The sequence below is a fragment of the Aequorivita capsosiphonis DSM 23843 genome (genome assembly GCF_000429125.1).
Taxonomy (GTDB): Bacteria; Bacteroidota; Bacteroidia; order Flavobacteriales; family Flavobacteriaceae; genus Aequorivita; species Aequorivita capsosiphonis.
Genome location: NZ_AUBG01000012.1, coordinates 117,223 through 135,254 on the forward strand (window position 1 = coordinate 117,223; position 18,032 = coordinate 135,254).

General features: G+C 33.3%; 11 protein-coding genes. All 11 read left to right on the forward strand.

What is annotated here, in order from left to right:
• Nucleotides 1-2 precede the first annotated feature (2 nt).
• The 11 genes from G440_RS0110880 to G440_RS0110930 all read left to right on the forward strand — a co-directional run bounded on the left by G440_RS0110880 (nucleotide 3) and on the right by G440_RS0110930 (nucleotide 17,929).
• Entirely contained in the window at nucleotides 3-617 is a 615-nt protein-coding gene (locus G440_RS0110880; protein ID WP_051285305.1) for an alpha-ketoglutarate-dependent dioxygenase AlkB family protein, read from the forward strand.
• Nucleotides 617-1,633 (forward strand): DUF1848 domain-containing protein, encoded by a 1,017-nt coding sequence (locus G440_RS0110885; RefSeq protein WP_034259401.1) that lies wholly within the window; start codon nucleotides 617-619, stop codon nucleotides 1,631-1,633. Before G440_RS0110880 ends, G440_RS0110885 begins: the two co-directional genes overlap by 1 nt.
• 18 nt (nucleotides 1,634-1,651) lie before the next feature.
• Nucleotides 1,652-2,761, forward strand: coding sequence for a 3'-5' exonuclease (locus tag G440_RS0110890; RefSeq protein ID WP_026451339.1), 1,110 nt, complete (start codon nucleotides 1,652-1,654; stop codon nucleotides 2,759-2,761).
• Nucleotides 2,762-2,766: 5 nt separating this feature from the next.
• Nucleotides 2,767-4,428: a hypothetical protein gene (locus G440_RS0110895; RefSeq protein WP_026451340.1), complete on the forward strand. Its 1,662-nt coding sequence runs from the start codon at nucleotides 2,767-2,769 to the stop codon at nucleotides 4,426-4,428.
• A gap of 3 nt (nucleotides 4,429-4,431) precedes the next feature.
• Nucleotides 4,432-5,874 carry a hypothetical protein gene (locus tag G440_RS0110900; RefSeq protein WP_026451341.1) on the forward strand — a complete coding sequence of 481 codons (1,443 nt, stop codon included), beginning with the start codon at nucleotides 4,432-4,434 and terminating at the stop codon, nucleotides 5,872-5,874.
• 14 nt (nucleotides 5,875-5,888) lie between these two features.
• Entirely contained in the window at nucleotides 5,889-8,387 is a 2,499-nt protein-coding gene (pglZ, locus tag G440_RS0110905; protein ID WP_026451342.1) for a BREX-1 system phosphatase PglZ type A, read from the forward strand.
• A gap of 167 nt (nucleotides 8,388-8,554) precedes the next feature.
• On the forward strand, nucleotides 8,555-10,558 hold the full coding sequence (gene brxL, locus G440_RS0110910; RefSeq protein WP_026451343.1) for a BREX system Lon protease-like protein BrxL: 2,004 nt from the start codon (nucleotides 8,555-8,557) through the stop codon (nucleotides 10,556-10,558).
• Between the two features lie 106 nt (nucleotides 10,559-10,664).
• Entirely contained in the window at nucleotides 10,665-12,482 is a 1,818-nt protein-coding gene (locus tag G440_RS0110915) for an ATP-dependent nuclease (protein ID WP_026451344.1), read from the forward strand.
• Complete coding sequence (locus tag G440_RS0110920) at nucleotides 12,475-14,466, forward strand: UvrD-helicase domain-containing protein (RefSeq protein WP_026451345.1); 1,992 nt, start codon at nucleotides 12,475-12,477, stop codon at nucleotides 14,464-14,466. Before G440_RS0110915 ends, G440_RS0110920 begins: the two co-directional genes overlap by 8 nt.
• Before the next feature lie 50 nt (nucleotides 14,467-14,516).
• On the forward strand, nucleotides 14,517-15,977 hold the full coding sequence (locus G440_RS0110925; RefSeq protein WP_026451346.1) for a hypothetical protein: 1,461 nt from the start codon (nucleotides 14,517-14,519) through the stop codon (nucleotides 15,975-15,977).
• 536 nt (nucleotides 15,978-16,513) lie between these two features.
• Nucleotides 16,514-17,929 (forward strand): alkaline phosphatase, encoded by a 1,416-nt coding sequence (locus G440_RS0110930; protein ID WP_026451347.1) that lies wholly within the window; start codon nucleotides 16,514-16,516, stop codon nucleotides 17,927-17,929.
• The last annotated feature ends 103 nt before the right edge of the window (nucleotides 17,930-18,032 follow it).

The following is an 18,032-nucleotide window of genomic DNA, read 5'->3' on the forward strand; positions in this document are numbered from 1 at the left end:
TTATGGATACAATAGATATGTTTTCAACACCGCCAGAACACGGCAAGCCTGTTAAAATACAGAATGGGGAATATATCTATTTCCCTGATTTCTATGATAAAGCCACCGCGGATAAATATTTTAAGCGACTGATAGAAGATATCAAATGGAAACAAGAATCTATGAAAATATATGGTAAAGAAATTCCATTCCCAAGATTAACAGCGTGGTATGGAGATAATGATAAACCCTATAGTTTTTCAGGTATTACATTACAACCTCACTCTTGGAGTCCAGGCTTAATAAAAGTTAAAAATGATATTGAACCCAAAGCCAATGTTGTTTTTAATAGTGTATTGCTTAATCGCTATCGTGACGGAAGTGATTCTATTTCGTGGCATACAGATGCCGAAAAAGAATTGGGACAAAATCCAGTAATTGCTTCTGTAAATTTTGGAGCGGAACGTAAGTTTCAGTTAAAACATAAAGATTCTAATGAACGTATCGATATCCTTTTGCAACACGGTAGTTTACTAATTATGCAAGGCGAATTACAGCATTTTTGGAAGCATCAAATTCCAAAAACAAAGAAACCTTTAGGTGAACGGGTTAATTTAACTTTTAGAGTCATAAAATAATGTGGAAAAAAATAGACATACAAAATGATGAAGGTGAAGTTGTCAGCGCACAAGCACCGGTAATTATATCCGCAAGTCGCTCTACCGATATCCCTACATTTTATGCCGACTGGTTCGTAGAACGATGGAAAAAAGGCTATGTAAAATGGATAAATCCCTTTAATGGAGTTCCTTCATACGTCGCTTTCAAAAACACAAGATGTGTTGTGTTTTGGACAAAAAATCCAAAACCGATGTTCAAGCATATTGATTTTTTAAATGAGAATGTGCAAAATTACTATTTCCAATATTCTTTAAATGATTATGACAAAGAAGGTTATGAGGGTAAAGTGCCTAGATTGGAAAATAGAATAAAAACCTTTATTGAATTATCAAATCGCATAGGGAAAGAACGGGTGGTTTGGCGTTTTGACCCAATGATTTTAACAGACGAAATTGATGTTGAGGAATTGCTTCAAAGAATTAAACATATAGGAGATCAACTTAAAAACTACACAAGAAAACTAGTATTTAGTTTTGCAGATATTGCTATATATAAAAAGGTAGCAATTAACTTGAAAAAAGAAAATATCAATTATATAGAGTTCACAGAAGGAACTATGCATCAATTAGCAATGGGACTTCAAGAATTGAATAAAAGTTGGAATTTAGAATTAGCTACCTGTGCAGAAAGAATCCCATTAGAGCAATATGACGTTAAACACAATAAATGTATTGATGACGACCTTATGATTGACTTGTTTAGTGAAGATGAACTATTAATGAAATTTCTAGGCGTAAAATTTGAAGAAGCGACTTTATTTGATCCCTCAATCAAAGTCAAAAAAACAAAAATGCTTAAAGACAAAGGCCAGCGTGAAGCGTGCGGTTGTATTATGAGTAAAGATATTGGGCAATATAATACCTGTCCACACGAATGTGTATATTGTTATGCAAACACTTCTAAGGAACAAGCATTAAAAAACTATAAGAAACATAAAGAGAATCAATTCTCAGAAATGATTACGGGAAATTAATATTAATAAATTTTGAGTATGGCATATAATTTTCAACTACCAATAATTACTGATTTAACACCAGATCAACAAACGGTGTTAAACTATCCTGGAGCTGTCGCTGTTTCTGGCGGACCTGGAACAGGAAAAAGTGTTATTGGTTTATGGCGACATATACGTAATTACGACACAGGTAATAAAAGAAGTCTTTTAGTTACCTATACCAAATCGTTAGAACGGTTTTTAAAAGAAACTTGTAGAACTATAAATGCAGATGCAGCAACAAATGTGGACAGAACGTATCGATGGAGTAATAATCCAACCGGAGGTTATGCAGAAATTATTGTAGACGAAGCTCAAGATGTTGAACTATCTAAATATGATGTTTTGCGCAATCACTGCCAATCAATTTCCTATACTACAGATGATAATCAAATTCTCTTTCCTGAAAGGTGTAGTAAAAAAGTTGATTTGCAAAGTAAATTTAATAACAGAGAATTTACACTTCATACCAATTTTAGAAACACAAGAGAAATCTCAAGATTTGTGAGATCTGTCTTTCCAGATGAAGTAAGGCAGGATGGTAATAGAACTGGACAAAAGCCTCAACTTATTAATATTGGTAATGATGATAATCAACAGATTAATGCAATTATCGGGATTATAAATAATTTCTCAGAGGCTACCCACAATATTGTTATTCTAGCGCCTTATCAGAGTAATGTTCAATCCATTTATACTGCGCTACAAGACAGAGGAGTTGCTTGTACAATGTTTAGTTCTGAACAACAGATTCTAAATAGAATAGATAGAGTTCACGTTACAACATTCAAATCCTGTAAAGGATTGGAATTTGATACCGTAATTATTCCGAATATCCACAGTTATAATTTTTGGAAAAACAACGAATATAACATTGTTAACGATGAAGATTTATATGTTGTATTAACCCGATCTAAAAGCAACATATTTTTATTAAACAACAGCCATACTTATTACGAGAGAGAAAACCTAGCCTTTTTACAAAATGCTCTACGGCACGGAACTTTAGAGGAAGAAGATTATGTAGCAGATAACAATAATGTAATTACACCTTCAAGACCCAATACTAACAATAATGTTGTTGAAGATGACGATTTACCATTTTAAAAATTATGGAAAAAGCAACGAAATTTTATATACATACAGAGTCGGATACACTAGCGCATTACTTAGTGAGAGGTATTTTTTGTCCTTCTCGATTTTTAAGTAACAAGAATCGAGATATTCAAGATCAATATGAAACCTTTCTATTATTGTCTGATAAACAATGGAACGCTGATAGTGATTGTTCAATTGAAGTAACATTAATTGAAGAGGATATCGCTAAATTAATACAATTAGAAGATCACTATTTTGTGTACGCAGATTGCTTACCTATTTCGCGATTAAGAAAAATTCACTTTGCAGATAAAAAGAAAGCTGAAAATGTGATTTGGAACATCAATCAAGGTGCAGCTTTTGTTCCTGAATGGGCTATTTCTTATGAATATAAATCAAAACAAGAAACGGTTAAGCTTAAGGGAAAGAATAGTTTTCCGGAAACTTATTCTGAACAAAATTTGAAGACTAAAATGGAACGGTATGATCGTTTAATGGGTGGACTTGCATTTATGAAAATTGGTTTATTAAATTCTAAATTTAGAGAACTTGATATTACAACAGACTACTTATCAGCTACTGCTTATTTTAACTCGTATATTACAAATGAAGTTGAAAACGAAAAAATTTCGATAAACACAAATATTCAAAATATTTTTTCTGGAAAGAATGCGATTTTCAAATACTTAGCAAAGTCTATCTCAATTGATGACGTTAACGAATTAGGTAAAAAGGAAAAGCAGAAAGTACAGAAACAATTCAATGCTATAAAATTTGAGTCGATTGACCCTAAATCCCTAACCTATAAGTTAGCGATACTGCACACCTATGGGAAAGGGAAAGTAAAAAGTGATAATGATCTTGTTTCTGGATTATTATCATCCACAGCGACAACCCTAGTAGAAGAATTGGCACTTGTATTCGGACTTCATACAGGATATACCGCTTTACGCAACAGTTATTCAAATAAAAGTGACAAAGTAGATGTTAAGTTTAAACTTAATTGTAAGCTAGAATATTACCTTATTGAATCATTATTCAACTATGCTTTTAAAGAGCATAAGATTAGCTCTAAATTTGAATTTTTAGAAAATATCGCACAAGCAAATCCAGGTGTAAAATCTATCACCAAATTTAATTACATCAGTCTATTAGGTGAAAGCTATGCTTATGAAAAACAGGAAGAATTTACTCTAGAAAAAGACTCATTAACTTCTCTTCTACTAGATACAATAAAAAGTTGGTGTCAAAAAAATAATGCTCAATGTGAGGAAGAGCAATTACTAACCAAATTGAGCAAGTCAATCATTCCAGAAATACGAACAACGATTACATCTATCAAAAAAGATGTTAAAATTGAAACGCCTGTATCACCAACATCTAATACAGATAATGCTAGTAAAATCGAGAATGAAGTGTTACCTCAAAAAGAAACTCTCAAATCAAATAACAAACAAAACGAGAATAAGATAAGTTCAGTTAACGAACCTACACTTTTTACAGACTTACAATCAGCCGATATTGAACAAAGTACAGACAACGATAATGATTTTACATTTGCCAAGTTAGGAAAATATTCATTTTTAGATCTTAAGGCATTATGTAAAGAAAAAGGCTATAAAGGGTATTCAAAATTTAATAAGGAAGACTTAATTAAATTTATTTTATCTCAATAGTTTATGGCATTTTTAGACGATTACAAAAGCGCGCTATTATCTGAGACACTGCTAGAAATATTCATTGATGAAAGGCTTGATGAGCTATATGACTACTATAGCCTAAGTAATTATGAAGCAATTATTGAGGATAAGTTATTCTTCAGGAATTTGCCAACCTATCCTAAAATTTCAGAATTAGACTTTTTACAAACTAAAAACGAGGCATTTCTTAACCTCTTATTGGCGACTGCTGTTAGGCTAAATGAGCCATTCAGCTTTGGTTATTTTTTGGATATTCTTGAAAGAAAAAATTTAGAAAAATCTAAAATTATTGAGGCATCGACAATATTTATGAATTGTCGTAATGCAACTGAATTAATAGACGGTTATATTCCTCTATTAGATTTATTAGAAGAGTCCTTTTTAACTCAGTCTGATGGGCAAAAAGAACCTTTAACCGTTTTATTAAATTATTACGCTACTGCCGTTGTACATTTTGCAGAGTTTAACGGAATTCGTCTTTATGAAATAAGACAACTTTTACTAGAAAGCTACGAGAATAAAAGTAAGACATTTCTTCAAGATACCATTTTAAAAGATGCTCTAGGTTTAAGTATAAAATTTGAGGATAATCCTTATAACGAATTACAAGAGCTGATAGATATATATCTTGAAAGGAATCTTATTACCGTACCATTTGTACCTGGTTATCTAATTGAAAGTGGTACTGCTTATGCAGATTTAATAGCCGCTAATACATACAATATGGGTGAAATTTGGGAACTCAACAGAGAGCTCTATAACAACTTATTATACACAGATTCAATTTTTAAATCATTAGGGCGTGGAACAGCTGTACTTACTACTGAAGATCAGCTTATCACATATATGTCACAACTCGGAAAAATGCACTTTGCAAAGTTAAAAGATGCTTTTGATGGATTACCAAATGATTTAGAAAACATACATTTATTTGATTGGGGATGTGGACAAGCACCAGCTTCTAAAATGTTTATTGATAGATTTTCAAGTGATAATATTAAGTCGGTAACATTAATAGAACCTTCGCAAGCTGCTCTTAAAAGAGCTTCTTTGCACGTTTCAAAAGACACTAAAGTAATAAGAACAATAAATAAAGATTTTGATTCTTTAATAGATGAAGATATTGTACTTACGAAAAATGCTGAAGACATAACCATTCATATTTTTTCAAACGTAATTGATATGGACTACTTCCAATTACATAACTTAATAGGTTTACTTAGAAGAAACTCAAGTGGTTTAACATACTATATCCTTGTAAGTCCACTTATTTCAACTACTCAAACACAACGACTAGAGACCTTCCTTGAGGAGGTTAGTAATGAGGTAAATAACGAATTATTACTATCAGATAATAAGAAAAGTGGAACTTGGTACCGAGGATGGTCGAAAGTAATTAGAGTATTTAAAACAATAATATAAAGTCTGAAGACTAAATGAGCATCAAAATACAAGAAGCATTAGAGAAAAAATTCCAAGATCACGATGTGATTTTTTGGTACGATGAGCGTAATGAATTAAAAGAAAGCTTTGATGCCCTAGATTTAAAGGGTGTTGAAAAGTGCCATATACAGGGCAATGAATTTGAAATAAAATATAAGATTACTTCGAATACCTCTAAAATTAAATTTCTTGTCTATAGCAATATTCCTAAACCTAAACCCAATGAAAATTGGTTACTAGATTTAGAACTGGCATATCATATTTTCCACACCGACCAAGAAGCTATTATTCTTCAAGATTTAGGTTTAGAGTTCAGTTTTAAGGAATTAGTTGCAGAACACATCTTATTTTTTAAATCAAAGGAGCGAATTGATAAATTAAAAGAATTATTAGGTAAAGGAGATTCCCATAGGGACATTCGTTACAAGATGGTTGCAGTAACGTTGGATACAGACTACGTTAATCTCAATACGTTTATTCACGCCCACGGAACGGCCTTTGCCAATGGCAATGAAAAGTTGCAACGGGATTTAGAGCGTTATGAACTATCTGGTTTTTACTGGACCCAAATTCTAAACAAGTATAAATACACAAGTAAAACGCCATCGATCTATGATTTTCTTCTAGAGGCTTTTTCAGATAACTTTAATGTAACCGCTGCTCCTAAGCTTTCTAAAGAAACAAGACTTTTACTTTCCTTATGGAAAGATACCATCACATACAGAGACGGTTTTGATAAAATTTCTTCGCAAATAGCAAATGATCTTCAAATAGAAAGTATTCTCAATACCCTGCCATTAGAAAAGGCAATAAACGATGAATTATTTAAACTCACAGATAAGAAAATAATTCACGATCTCGTTCAGCGCCTAATTACAAATGAAATTTCAAATGAGACCTTACAAAACATTGTAAAACAACGGGAACATACATTTTGGTATAATCCGCATTTTGTGGCATTCTACGAAAGTGTATCTTTTGCTTCACAACTGCAATATCAGATTCAAAAACTTAAAGTAGCATTTACCTCTCTTGAAAACGGTTTAGAGCAATACACGACGTCGCTTTATGAGATTGATTATCTATATAGAAAATTTATTTTAAACTATAGAAGATCCAATCAAGACAAGATATTAGGTGGATTGGCTCAAAAAGTAGAAAAAATGTACACCAATGATTGGTTACTTCATTATACTGATAAATGGCAATCTGTAATTGACAATCTATACACTTGGCCTGTAAAGGAACCCTTTAGTCAAAGACAGTTTTTTAAGAAACATATTAAACCGTTTGTAGATAAAAATCAACGTGTCTTTGTCATTATATCCGATGCATTGCGCTATGAGTGCGGCGTGGAATTAAATAAACGATTAGCGCAAGAAAACAGATACGACAGCGAACTTGAAGGATCTATAGCCTCACTACCTTCTTATACACAGTTAGGTATGGCTTCCTTACTTCCTCACACAGAATTGTCAATAAAAAAAGGCTCTGATTTAATTCTCGTGGATGAAATGAGTTCAATGGGCATTCCTGCGCGATCAAAAATTTTAACTAAAAATTCCGGGGCTCGTGCCACTGCAATATTAGCAGAGGATTTTATGAAATTTAGCGCAAGTACCACAGGTAGAGACTTTGTAAAACAATATGATGTTATATACATCTATCATAATGATATAGATGATACTGGTGATGACACTACAACACAGGACAAAGTGTTTGAAGCCGTTGAAAGAGAGTTTGATTATCTGATTGATCTATTAAAGAAGATCTCTAATATGAATGGTAATAATATGATTATTACTTCAGATCACGGTTTCTTATATCAATATCAAACTCTAGAGGAAAGCGATTTTACTGAAGCTGAAATAAAAGGCGAAATAGACAAATTGAATAGAAGATTCGTTCTTGGAACTGACATAAATGGTAATGAAGCAGTAAAGTCCTTTTCCCACAACCAACTTGGTTTAACCAGCAACGGAAATGCACTCGTTCCAAAATCTATTAATAGATTACGCGTAAGTGGATCTGGTTCTAAATTTGTTCACGGAGGCGCCTCTTTACAAGAAATTGTATTACCAGTATTAAAAATCAATAAAAAGCGCCAGGATACCACAGCTCAGGTAGAAATAGATATTATTAAATCTACCGATAAGATTACTACTAACCTACTCGCTGTTTCCTTCATTCAAACGGAGCAAGTAGATGACACTATCTTGGAACGGAAAATTAAAGCATCCATTCAAGCAGAAGATGGCACGTTGTTAAGTGATCAGTTTATCTACACCTTCGATATTACAGAGGAAAACCAACGACAGCGAGAAGTTAAAAACAGATTCCAATTAACTGCTCAAGCCAGTGGTAAATATAAAAATCAACGTGTAAAACTGGTACTGGAAGAACCAATGGATCGCGCTAACAAATGGAGAGTCTACAAAGAGTATTACTATACCCTTAATATCTCTTTCACTAACGATTTTGATGAATTTTAAGAGTCTGTTTAGTAATTTGTGATTAGAGTTTTTATAGGATATTTTTGATGCAGTATGAGGCAAAATTTTTAAGCATAGCCTAGTTACGGTTCAAAATTTTAACGAAATAATGCGCAAAAAGAGGCATAAAAAATAATTGACAAAATATTAAACAGATTCTACAACCTATGAACGCACTCAATGTAAAAATAAACGAGCACTTTGCAGGTAAGGTAGTTCGTAAGGATTTAACCAAATTAGTAAAAGGTAACGCCATAGTTCCTACCTATGTTCTCGAATACTTATTGGGACAATACTGCGCTACAGATGACGAAGCGACTATTGAGCACGGCGTAGAAACGGTCAAGAATATAATCGCAAAACATTTTGTGCATAGAGATGAGTCTCAAATAATCAAATCGACTATAAGAGAAAAAGGATCTCATCGAATTATAGATAAAGTGGCTGTTCAACTAAATGACAGACAGGATAGATATGAAGCATCATTTGCGAATTTGGGGTTAAATCGTGTTCCAATTTCTGATGCACTTATCAAAGAACATCAAAAATTACTCTCTAGCGGGGTTTGGTGTATTTTAACTTTGGGGTATTTTCCTTCAGAAGAAAGAGATCACACGCCTTGGATGGTTGAGAGTTTAAAACCTATTCAAGTTTCCAATGTTGATATTGAAGAATATAAAGGCGCTCGCAAACATTTTGACAAGGAAGAATGGATGGATGTTTTATTGCAATCAATTGGACTTAATCCAGAAGAATTTACATTTCGTTCAAAACTGCTGCAACTAACCAGACTTGTTCCATTTGTAGAGAACAACTATAACTTAATTGAACTAGGTCCAAAAGGAACAGGAAAGTCGCATATTTATTCTGAAATGTCGCCACACGGTATTTTAATTTCTGGTGGAGAAGTATCAAAAGCGAAACTATTTGTAAATAATAGTTCAGGTGATATAGGGTTAGTTGGGTATTGGGACGTTGTTGCCTATGATGAATTTGCAGGAAAAACAAAACGAGTAGATCGTGGCTTAGTGGATATAATGAAGAATTATATGGCTAATAAATCCTTTTCAAGAGGAACTCAAGTATATGGTGCTTCTGCTTCAATGGTATTTGTTGGAAACACAGACCATTCAGTAAAATATATGATGAAACATAGCGATCTTTTTGAGGCCTTGCCTAAAGACTATTATGATACGGCTTTCCTTGACCGTATGCACGGATATCTTCCAGGGTGGGAAGTTCAGAAATTACGAAATGAGATGTTTACTTCGCAATACGGTTTTATCGTAGATTACCTTGCTGAAGTATTAAAGAACCTAAGGAAAGAAGATAGAACGCACGATTATACAAAATACTTTGAATTATCGAGTACCATTACTACCCGAGATAAAACGTCAATTGCCAAAACATTCGCTGGTTTAATTAAAATAATATACCCAGATAATGATTTCACTGAGGCTGATGCGAAAGAAATTTTAGATTTCGCTATTGAAAATAGAAAACGGGTTAAGGATCAACTTCGCAAAATGGACGAAACTTTTGAAGAAGTGGATTTTAGTTACGTTAGTAAAACAACAGGAGAACATTTTCCAATCCTGACACTAGAAGAGATTGAAAATGAAGTAAAACCTACTATACAGCAAACGGAAGTTGCTGAGAACAGTCAATCGCAGAAATCCGAAAACGTTAATTTATTACTAGAACCTGGGCAAAAAATAATTAGAGATAATCAGTCTGGTATTTCATACGATAATTTGTTTGGAGCTTATTTATTAAATGCCACTGATTTTAATATCACAGACCCATACATTAGGCTACCCTATCAATTGCGGAACTTTATGGAACTAGCAAAACTGATTGGCGAAAAGAAAGATCCAGACACAGAAGTTAAACTTCACTTAGTAACTAGTAATAATGAAGAGTTTATTGAAAATGCCAAAGATGCCTTTGAACAGATGCGTTATTCATTGGAATCAATGGGTATTTTATTTTCCTATGAGTTTGACGATTTTATTCACGACAGATCTATTGAAATGAATAACGGATGGAAAGTGATTTTAGGGAGAGGACTAGATATTTGGCAAAAAACGGGTGGTTGGTATGACATCAATGAATACATCCAAGAACGACGAGTTTGTAAGGCTTGTGAAGTGACTTTTGTAAGAATCTAATCAAATTGAAAATAAAAAGACTGAAAAATAAAACAAGTCGCTAATAATGTTCTTACACTTAAATAAAATGTTCAATAACTTATTTCTAGGGAATAAACAATAGTCTATGTATTTAAAGAATTTAAAACTTTGGAACTTTAGAAAATATGGAAACACCAATCCATTTGATCTTAACCAACCGCAGTTAGATTTAAATTTCACTAAGGGTGTAAATGTGCTCGTAGGAAAGAATGACTCTGGCAAGTCTGCTATAATCGATGCTATAAAAATTGTTTTAAAAACGCATAGCTATGATTGGTATAAAATTGATCAAGATGATTTTTTCTTTGACTCTGAACGACTTAGGATAGAAATAGTCTTTGACGATCTGCATCCTGAAGAGGCAAAGCATTTCACCGAATGGTTGGGCTGGATCAAGGACAGTGAGGGTAAAGCTAAATGTTATTTGAGACTGATACTAGACGTTCGAAGAAATTTAGCTAATAAAAGAATTTTTCCATCAGATGTAAAGGCAGGAATAGACCCAGTAGGTTTTCAATTGAATGCGGAGGCTAGAGAATATCTAAAAACTACATACTTAAGACCTCTTCGCGATGCGAAATCAGAACTTGTTCCTAGGAAGAACTCAAGACTCACACAAATCCTTCAAGCCCACGATGCTTTTAAAGATAAAGATCTAGATCATTTGCTCGTTGGACTTTTTAAAGATTTCAATGATTCTGTGGAACAATATTTTTTGGGTAAAAATAATGAAGGAAAGGATTTATCTAAAGATGAACTAAAAGGAAAAGAACTTAAGTCGGACATTGATAGATATATCAAATCCTTTTATGATGATTCAAAAGAATCTGCATTTGGAGTTAAGGGAAATAACCTAAAAACAATCCTTGAAAAATTAGAACTGTCCATAAAGGGTGAGATCAATCCAGGACTTGGAACGCTTAACCGTCTTTTTATGGCTACGGAGTTACTTCATTTACAAAAAAAGGATTGGTCAGGATTGAGATTGGGATTAATTGAAGAACTTGAAGCTCATTTGCATCCGCAAGCACAAATGCAGATTATTGAGGCGTTACAAAAACAAAAAAAAATTCAGCTTATTCTTACTACCCATAGTCCTAATTTGGGATCAAAGATCAAATTAGAAAATTTAATACTATGCTCAGATAATTCGGCCTTTCCATTAGGCCCAGAGTACACAAAATTAGAATCGGATGAATATTCATTTTTGGAAAGATTTTTAGATACTACCAAGGCAAATCTATTTTTTGCAAATGGTGTTATAATGGTTGAAGGTTGGTCTGAAGAGATTTTAATTCCAGCAATAGCCCAACGACTTTTTGAACAAGGAACAATTTCAAAAAATTTAACGGAAGCAGGTGTTTCCATCGTTAATGTTGGCAATACGGCATTTCAACAATATTCCAGAATATACCTACGATCAGATGCTTCCAAACAAATCAACATTCCCGTCTCAGTTGTAACTGATGTTGATGTGAGAGCTTACAAATTACATATAGACAAAGATGAAGACGGAGCTATCGTTAAAACCTACATTAAAGAAGATGAAGTTGAAGTTCAGGATAAATCAGAAAAGAAGAAATCTGTAATTATAACGAAATATAACGATCAGAATGTTAAAACATTCGTCGCGGAAAATTGGACTTTAGAATATGCTCTATTAAAATCCACATCGCTTTCGAAACTCTTTTTAGATGCATTCAAGAAAGTGCATCACCAAGTTGATCTTGATAAAAAAGAAGAAGAACTTGGAAAGAAGTTAATTAACAAAGGTTTACATAAAACTCAAATTGCCTACGAGATTGCTGCCAATATTGAATTGAATACCATCCTTCCAATTATTGAAGATGATGCGAGCATAAAGTATATCATAGATGCAATAAAACACGCTTGTAATGATTAGCATTACTGAATCAGATATCGCTTATGCAGAAGAAATACTTTTAGAGTCAGGGAAAGTATTTGATGACGAGCGAAGAGCCTTTATAAAAAATTTCAATACTATAGATTTGCAAGCAGTTCCTGGTAGCGGAAAAACTACTGCACTCCTTGCTAAATTATTGATTCTTGAAAAAAAACTACCACTATTTGGTAATAGAGGTATTTTAGTCATATCCCATACAAACGCTGCTGTAAATGAGATAAGAGAAAGAATTGGACATCACTGCCCCAAATTGTTTTCTCATCCCAACTTTGTAGGCACCATTCAAAGCTTTGTTGATACTTTTTTGGCTATTCCAGCATATCTTCTAAAATACAAACAAAAACCTGTACGTATCGATAATGAGATTTATAATGAGACGATTTCGAAATTCTTCAACTATGGTAAAACTGGATTTTCAAAACAAGAAAAAAGTAACGCAATCTATTACAATAAGAATTTCAACGTTCTTCACAGTTATCGTTTTCAGTATTCAAAGAATGGCATATTATTGATAGACAAAATCAGTGGAAAAGAGCTAATCGTCAAAACACCAAATGCAAAGAAAGTAAAGTTTACACCATCGGAAATTTTAAGAATTGAGCAGTGGTTGAGAACAACTAAGGAAGATACGTTGAGAGCGGGAACATTATGTTTTGATGATGCGTATTTTCTAGCCGATTTACTATTAGCGGAAATTTTAAATTACGATAAATTGCTTCAAAAAAGATTTCAATATGTATTTGTAGATGAGATGCAGGATATGGAAGTTCATCAAATGAACTTAATTGAAAGATTGTTTACTGGTCATAATTGTGATACCAAGTTACAACGACTGGGTGATATTAATCAGAGTATTTTCACAAGTAATGTTAACGCAAAGTTGATATGGAATCAGAGACAAAAAAAATTACTTTTTAAGGGAAGCCATAGATTGAGCAAACCCATAGCCGAGATTGTTAAAAGTGCTTCTTTGACACAAACTGAGGTCGATGGTCGTGGTACCGATGAAAATGGAAAAGCAATTGACTTAAAGCCCCTACTATTGGTTTTCAATGTAGCTGATGCTGATAAAGTAATACCAACGTTTTCAGGTAAAATCAAAGAGCTTCAAAAAGATGGATTACTTCCCCTAGCCAAGCAAAATTATCACGCTTTTGGATGGCGAAAGGAAACTGACCAAGACCATAAGCTCTGTTTAAATTCATATTTACCCGCTTTGAAAAACAAAACAGGCACTAACTCATTAGAATTTACAACATTAGAAGATTATCTACTATTCTTTCCAAAAGAAGACCACTCTTTGAAGACATCTAGGAGTGCCATTTTAAATGGATTGGTTAAAATGCTTCGTATTGAAAACGTTAGAGATGAACACAGTAGATATTTCAGTCCTAATCGTCTGCTGTATTATATCAAGAAACTTAATCTTCATAATTACGAGCTACTGAAAAGTAAAATTTTAAAATGGAGTATAGAGCTCATAGAGTTTAAATCAAATGATGTTCTACTAGATATGAGGATTTTTGCTCCTGTTTTATTTGGCTGGTTGAGTTCAGAGATAAAGTATTCTCAAAAATTTATCGATACACCTTCAGTTGATAAACCTGCATCTAAAGAGGAAGAAGTTAAAAATTATTACGATAAGGATGGTTTCAAAGTTCAAGTTGGAACAGTACATAATATTAAAGGACAAACTCACACCGCCAGTCTTTATCTAGAAACCTTTTGGAATGGAAAGTATGAATCTGAGCGCTTAAAAGATCAATTCTTCAATATTTCCATAAATGAATCGCTTCAAGGTCTGACGGATTCAGCAAAAGAAAAGTTACGACAAACTGCTAAAATGGTATATGTTGGATTTTCGAGGCCTACGCATCTATTAGCTTTCGCAGTTGAAAAAGATAGATTTGAAAAAAACTTAAAAGACATCGATAGGAATAAATGGCTGATTATTGAAATTTAAAAACAAAACGACGAGTACGCAGATAGTTAGTATTATATAAATAGTGTGGTGTGACATATATAGAGAAATACATAAAGAGCAAAGGTGGTATTCTGTCCGGAGACCTAGCACGGTATATACAGAAAAAACAAGGCATAACCAATGAAGCAGCACGTAAACGTGTTCAAAGACTTAGTAGTCCGATTCATAAAATAGCAGGGCTTTTTTCTGATAAAAAAGTTTTTGTCTATCACTCTGACAACTTTCAAAACTTGGACTATTTTACAGATTTGGTGGAGTCTTTCAAGACTGATGGTAAGCGGTGCTATTCAATTATTAATGCCATTAAATACCACCAGGGTCTAGTTCCAATTGATGAATTAGCTAATTACTCAATCAGTCCTGTAAATTCAATAAAGGGCCATATGAAGTTCTCTTCGGTTATAGAACTTCTCAAAAAGCATAATTTGATTCGTGAGACAAACACTGGAGAATTTGGACTACACATTTCTGTATCGGAAAAATTAAGCCCAAATGTTAGACATATAAAGGGAGTACAAATTTCTAAACGTTTAGTAATCCAACAATTTGAAATCTGGAGTAAAAATATTGGCCTCGTCTCTTTTAAAAAAGGTAAGAATAATAATATAGTCGGTGGATTTCAATTTGCCTTTACTGCGCCTACATATATAGATGGTCTTGTGGGTTATAACAATAAAATAAAAAAGCCGGGGTTTCTTGTTACCGATATTCTAATTGGAAATATAACTGATGAAAATACAGTAAGTTTTTTTTTAAGGAAAATTGCGGCTATAAAAGCATCAAATCCTTCCTTAAAATTATTCCCTGTATTAATAGTCGATGGTATTTCATCTGAAGGTCTCAATCAGCTAAAGAGTAAAGGTGTTCTTGTGGCATCCATAAAAGAACTTTTTGGCAAAGATTATAGTGAATTGCTTAAAAGCCTAATTAATACTGTAACCAATGCTGGTGCAATCTTAAAAACCGAACCAGAAAAATATTTGCAGATGATGGAAAAACTCACAAAGTTGATTGACGGAAAAACAAACAACTTAAGGGGTGATTTATTTGAGTTAGCTGTAGGTTTCTATTTTAGTAAATATTCACAATCACTGGACATTGGGAAAAGAGTACCTGTAACAGATTCTAATCGAACAAGAGAAATAGATGTTCTTGCCCGAAATGAAAACGAAATATGCATAGTGGAATGTAAAGGCTACAACTATCCTGTTGACATAGAATATATTGAAATTTATTTATCAGAAAAAATTAAAGAAATTAGAGGATGGCTAGCTATTACTCATTCAGACAAGAGACATCGATTTGAGATATGGAGCACTGGCGGATATACAAAGGAAGCTTTGGTCTTACTTAAGCAGACAAAAGATAAAGTTAGAAAATTTGATTTTGATTATCTAGACCAAAATGATATTAAGGAAAGGGCCAATAAGTTGAACTCTGAAAAATTCAAAGAAATCTTGAGAGATTATTATTTGAAAGAAATAACTTAATTTCTGTATTCAAAAACTCATTGTTTTTAAATGTGAAAATTCCTATATTTCATTATTCGAATATTGATTTTGCCTCCTTATAAACCTGTTCAAAATTAGCCTCTAAATCAGCTTGGGTAAACTGCTTTGATTCCTCGGGAAGCTGTCGCTGTATTTTCTGCAATTTAAACCGCACCCTTTTATCCTTCCCATCAGCATAAGTAATAAATTCGCCCTGTTTTAAGGGAAAGAAAACATCAACACGGATTTTAGTGATTTCCTTTTTCTCCTGTGATAATTCGCATCAAAATTCAGTTCATGTTTTAGACTCCTATTCAAAGTTGGTAGATACATTAAACAAAAGATTCAAAATTTTGCTATTTTGTATATATTTATCCCAATATTTTTAATTGAGAACTATTATGTGTTTTAAATCAATTAGTAAGACACCCATAACAAAAGATAACCCCATAAAATTGAAGAGGTTGTAGTTTTCAATATGTTTTTAAAATTATCAAACACTTTTCCAGAACCAACATACAATAGAACCTTTTATAATGAACAGAAGAAAATTTTTTAAAAACGGGTCGCTCGTAACTTTAGGCACTGCCCTTCTTAACCCTTTCCACTCTATTGCGAGCAACATTGAATATGAAACGGGGAATAAAAACAAAAAAGCAAAGAACATTATAATTATAATTAGTGATGGAATGAGCAATGGCACTTTAAATATGGCCGATTTATATCTATCAAGAAAAACAGGGGCAGGTTCTAACTGGTTACAATTATATAAGGATAACAAAGTAAACAGAGCCATAATGGATATGGCTTCTGCTAGTTCCATTGTAACGGATTCTTCGGCGGCAAGCTCTTCTTGGGGTGGAGGCGTACGCATAAATAATGGTTCTTTGAACGTAAGTAAAGATGGCGAAGAGCATCTTCCAATTTGGCAAAAATTTAAAAAAGCCGGAAAAAAAGCAGGTTGCGTTACTACGGTTCCAATTACCCATGCCACACCTGCGGGATTTTGTATAAATTCCAAATCTAGAAATGCCCAAGAAAAAATTGCAGAAAATTATTTGGAACAAAAATTTGATGTGATGATGGGTGGTGGAGATAATTATTTTTCTCCTGAAAAGAGAAAAGATAAAAAGGATATGTATCAAGCCTTTATATCCCAGGGTTACGAAGTAGTAAAATCAAAAAACGAAATGCTTTCTACACAAGCTGAGAAACCAATTTTAGGTGTGTTTGAGAGTGATGGACTTCCCTATTCTATTGATGGCATGAATAATAAAGAGTTTCTCCAAAGAGTGCCAACCCTAGCTGAAATGACTCAAAAGGCTATTGGCGCAATGAAAGATCATCCCAATGGGTTTGTATTACAGGTGGAAGCAGGAAAAGTCGATTGGGCTGCACATGGTAATGATATTGCTGGTCTTATTTATGATCAAGTAGCTCATGATGAAGCCATTCAAGTAGCCATGGATTTTGCAGAACAAGACGGACAAACATTAGTGATAATTACTACAGATCATGGCAATGCAAATCCAGGAATTATTTACGGCAAAGAAGCAAATGATAATTTTGATTCTATTCAGAATTACAAACATTCAAATGATTGGATTTTAAATGGTATTGGAAAAGAAACTTCCATATCACAAATAAAGGAAAGAGTAGACTATGCCAATAGTTTTGCTCTTACTGACCAACAGGCACAACTGTTATTAAACTATTATACTGATCTAAAAACAGAAGATGGACTTTACAATCCAAGGCATCTTCCATTTAAAATCTTGGCCGACATACAGCAACAACATAACTCTGTGGGATGGATAAGCATGCAACATTCAGCAGATTATGTTGAATTGGCAATGTATGGGCCTGGAAGCCATCTCTTAAAACCCTTTATTAAAAACACAGATTTGCACTACCTCATGCTTGAAGCCGCAGAAGTCACTAACACATTTTGACCTTAGTATGCCAATTTCTTAGGCTTTAAAATATAAAGCTTTTTATGGAAGAAAAAATAGTCCACATCGAGTCATTGATTTATTGAGCCAACTTACTTTAGAG

Coding starts and splice junctions, on each gene's coding strand:
- G440_RS0110880 (WP_051285305.1), top strand. CDS start 3: ATGGATACAATAGATATGTTTTCAACACCGCCAGAACACGGCAAGCCT.
- G440_RS0110890 (WP_026451339.1), top strand. CDS start 1,652: ATGGCATATAATTTTCAACTACCAATAATTACTGATTTAACACCAGAT.
- G440_RS0110900 (WP_026451341.1), top strand. CDS start 4,432: ATGGCATTTTTAGACGATTACAAAAGCGCGCTATTATCTGAGACACTG.
- G440_RS0110885 (WP_034259401.1), top strand. CDS start 617: ATGTGGAAAAAAATAGACATACAAAATGATGAAGGTGAAGTTGTCAGC.
- brxL (WP_026451343.1), top strand. CDS start 8,555: ATGAACGCACTCAATGTAAAAATAAACGAGCACTTTGCAGGTAAGGTA.
- G440_RS0110930 (WP_026451347.1), top strand. CDS start 16,514: ATGAACAGAAGAAAATTTTTTAAAAACGGGTCGCTCGTAACTTTAGGC.
- pglZ (WP_026451342.1), top strand. CDS start 5,889: ATGAGCATCAAAATACAAGAAGCATTAGAGAAAAAATTCCAAGATCAC.
- G440_RS0110895 (WP_026451340.1), top strand. CDS start 2,767: ATGGAAAAAGCAACGAAATTTTATATACATACAGAGTCGGATACACTA.
- G440_RS0110915 (WP_026451344.1), top strand. CDS start 10,665: ATGTATTTAAAGAATTTAAAACTTTGGAACTTTAGAAAATATGGAAAC.
- G440_RS0110920 (WP_026451345.1), top strand. CDS start 12,475: ATGATTAGCATTACTGAATCAGATATCGCTTATGCAGAAGAAATACTT.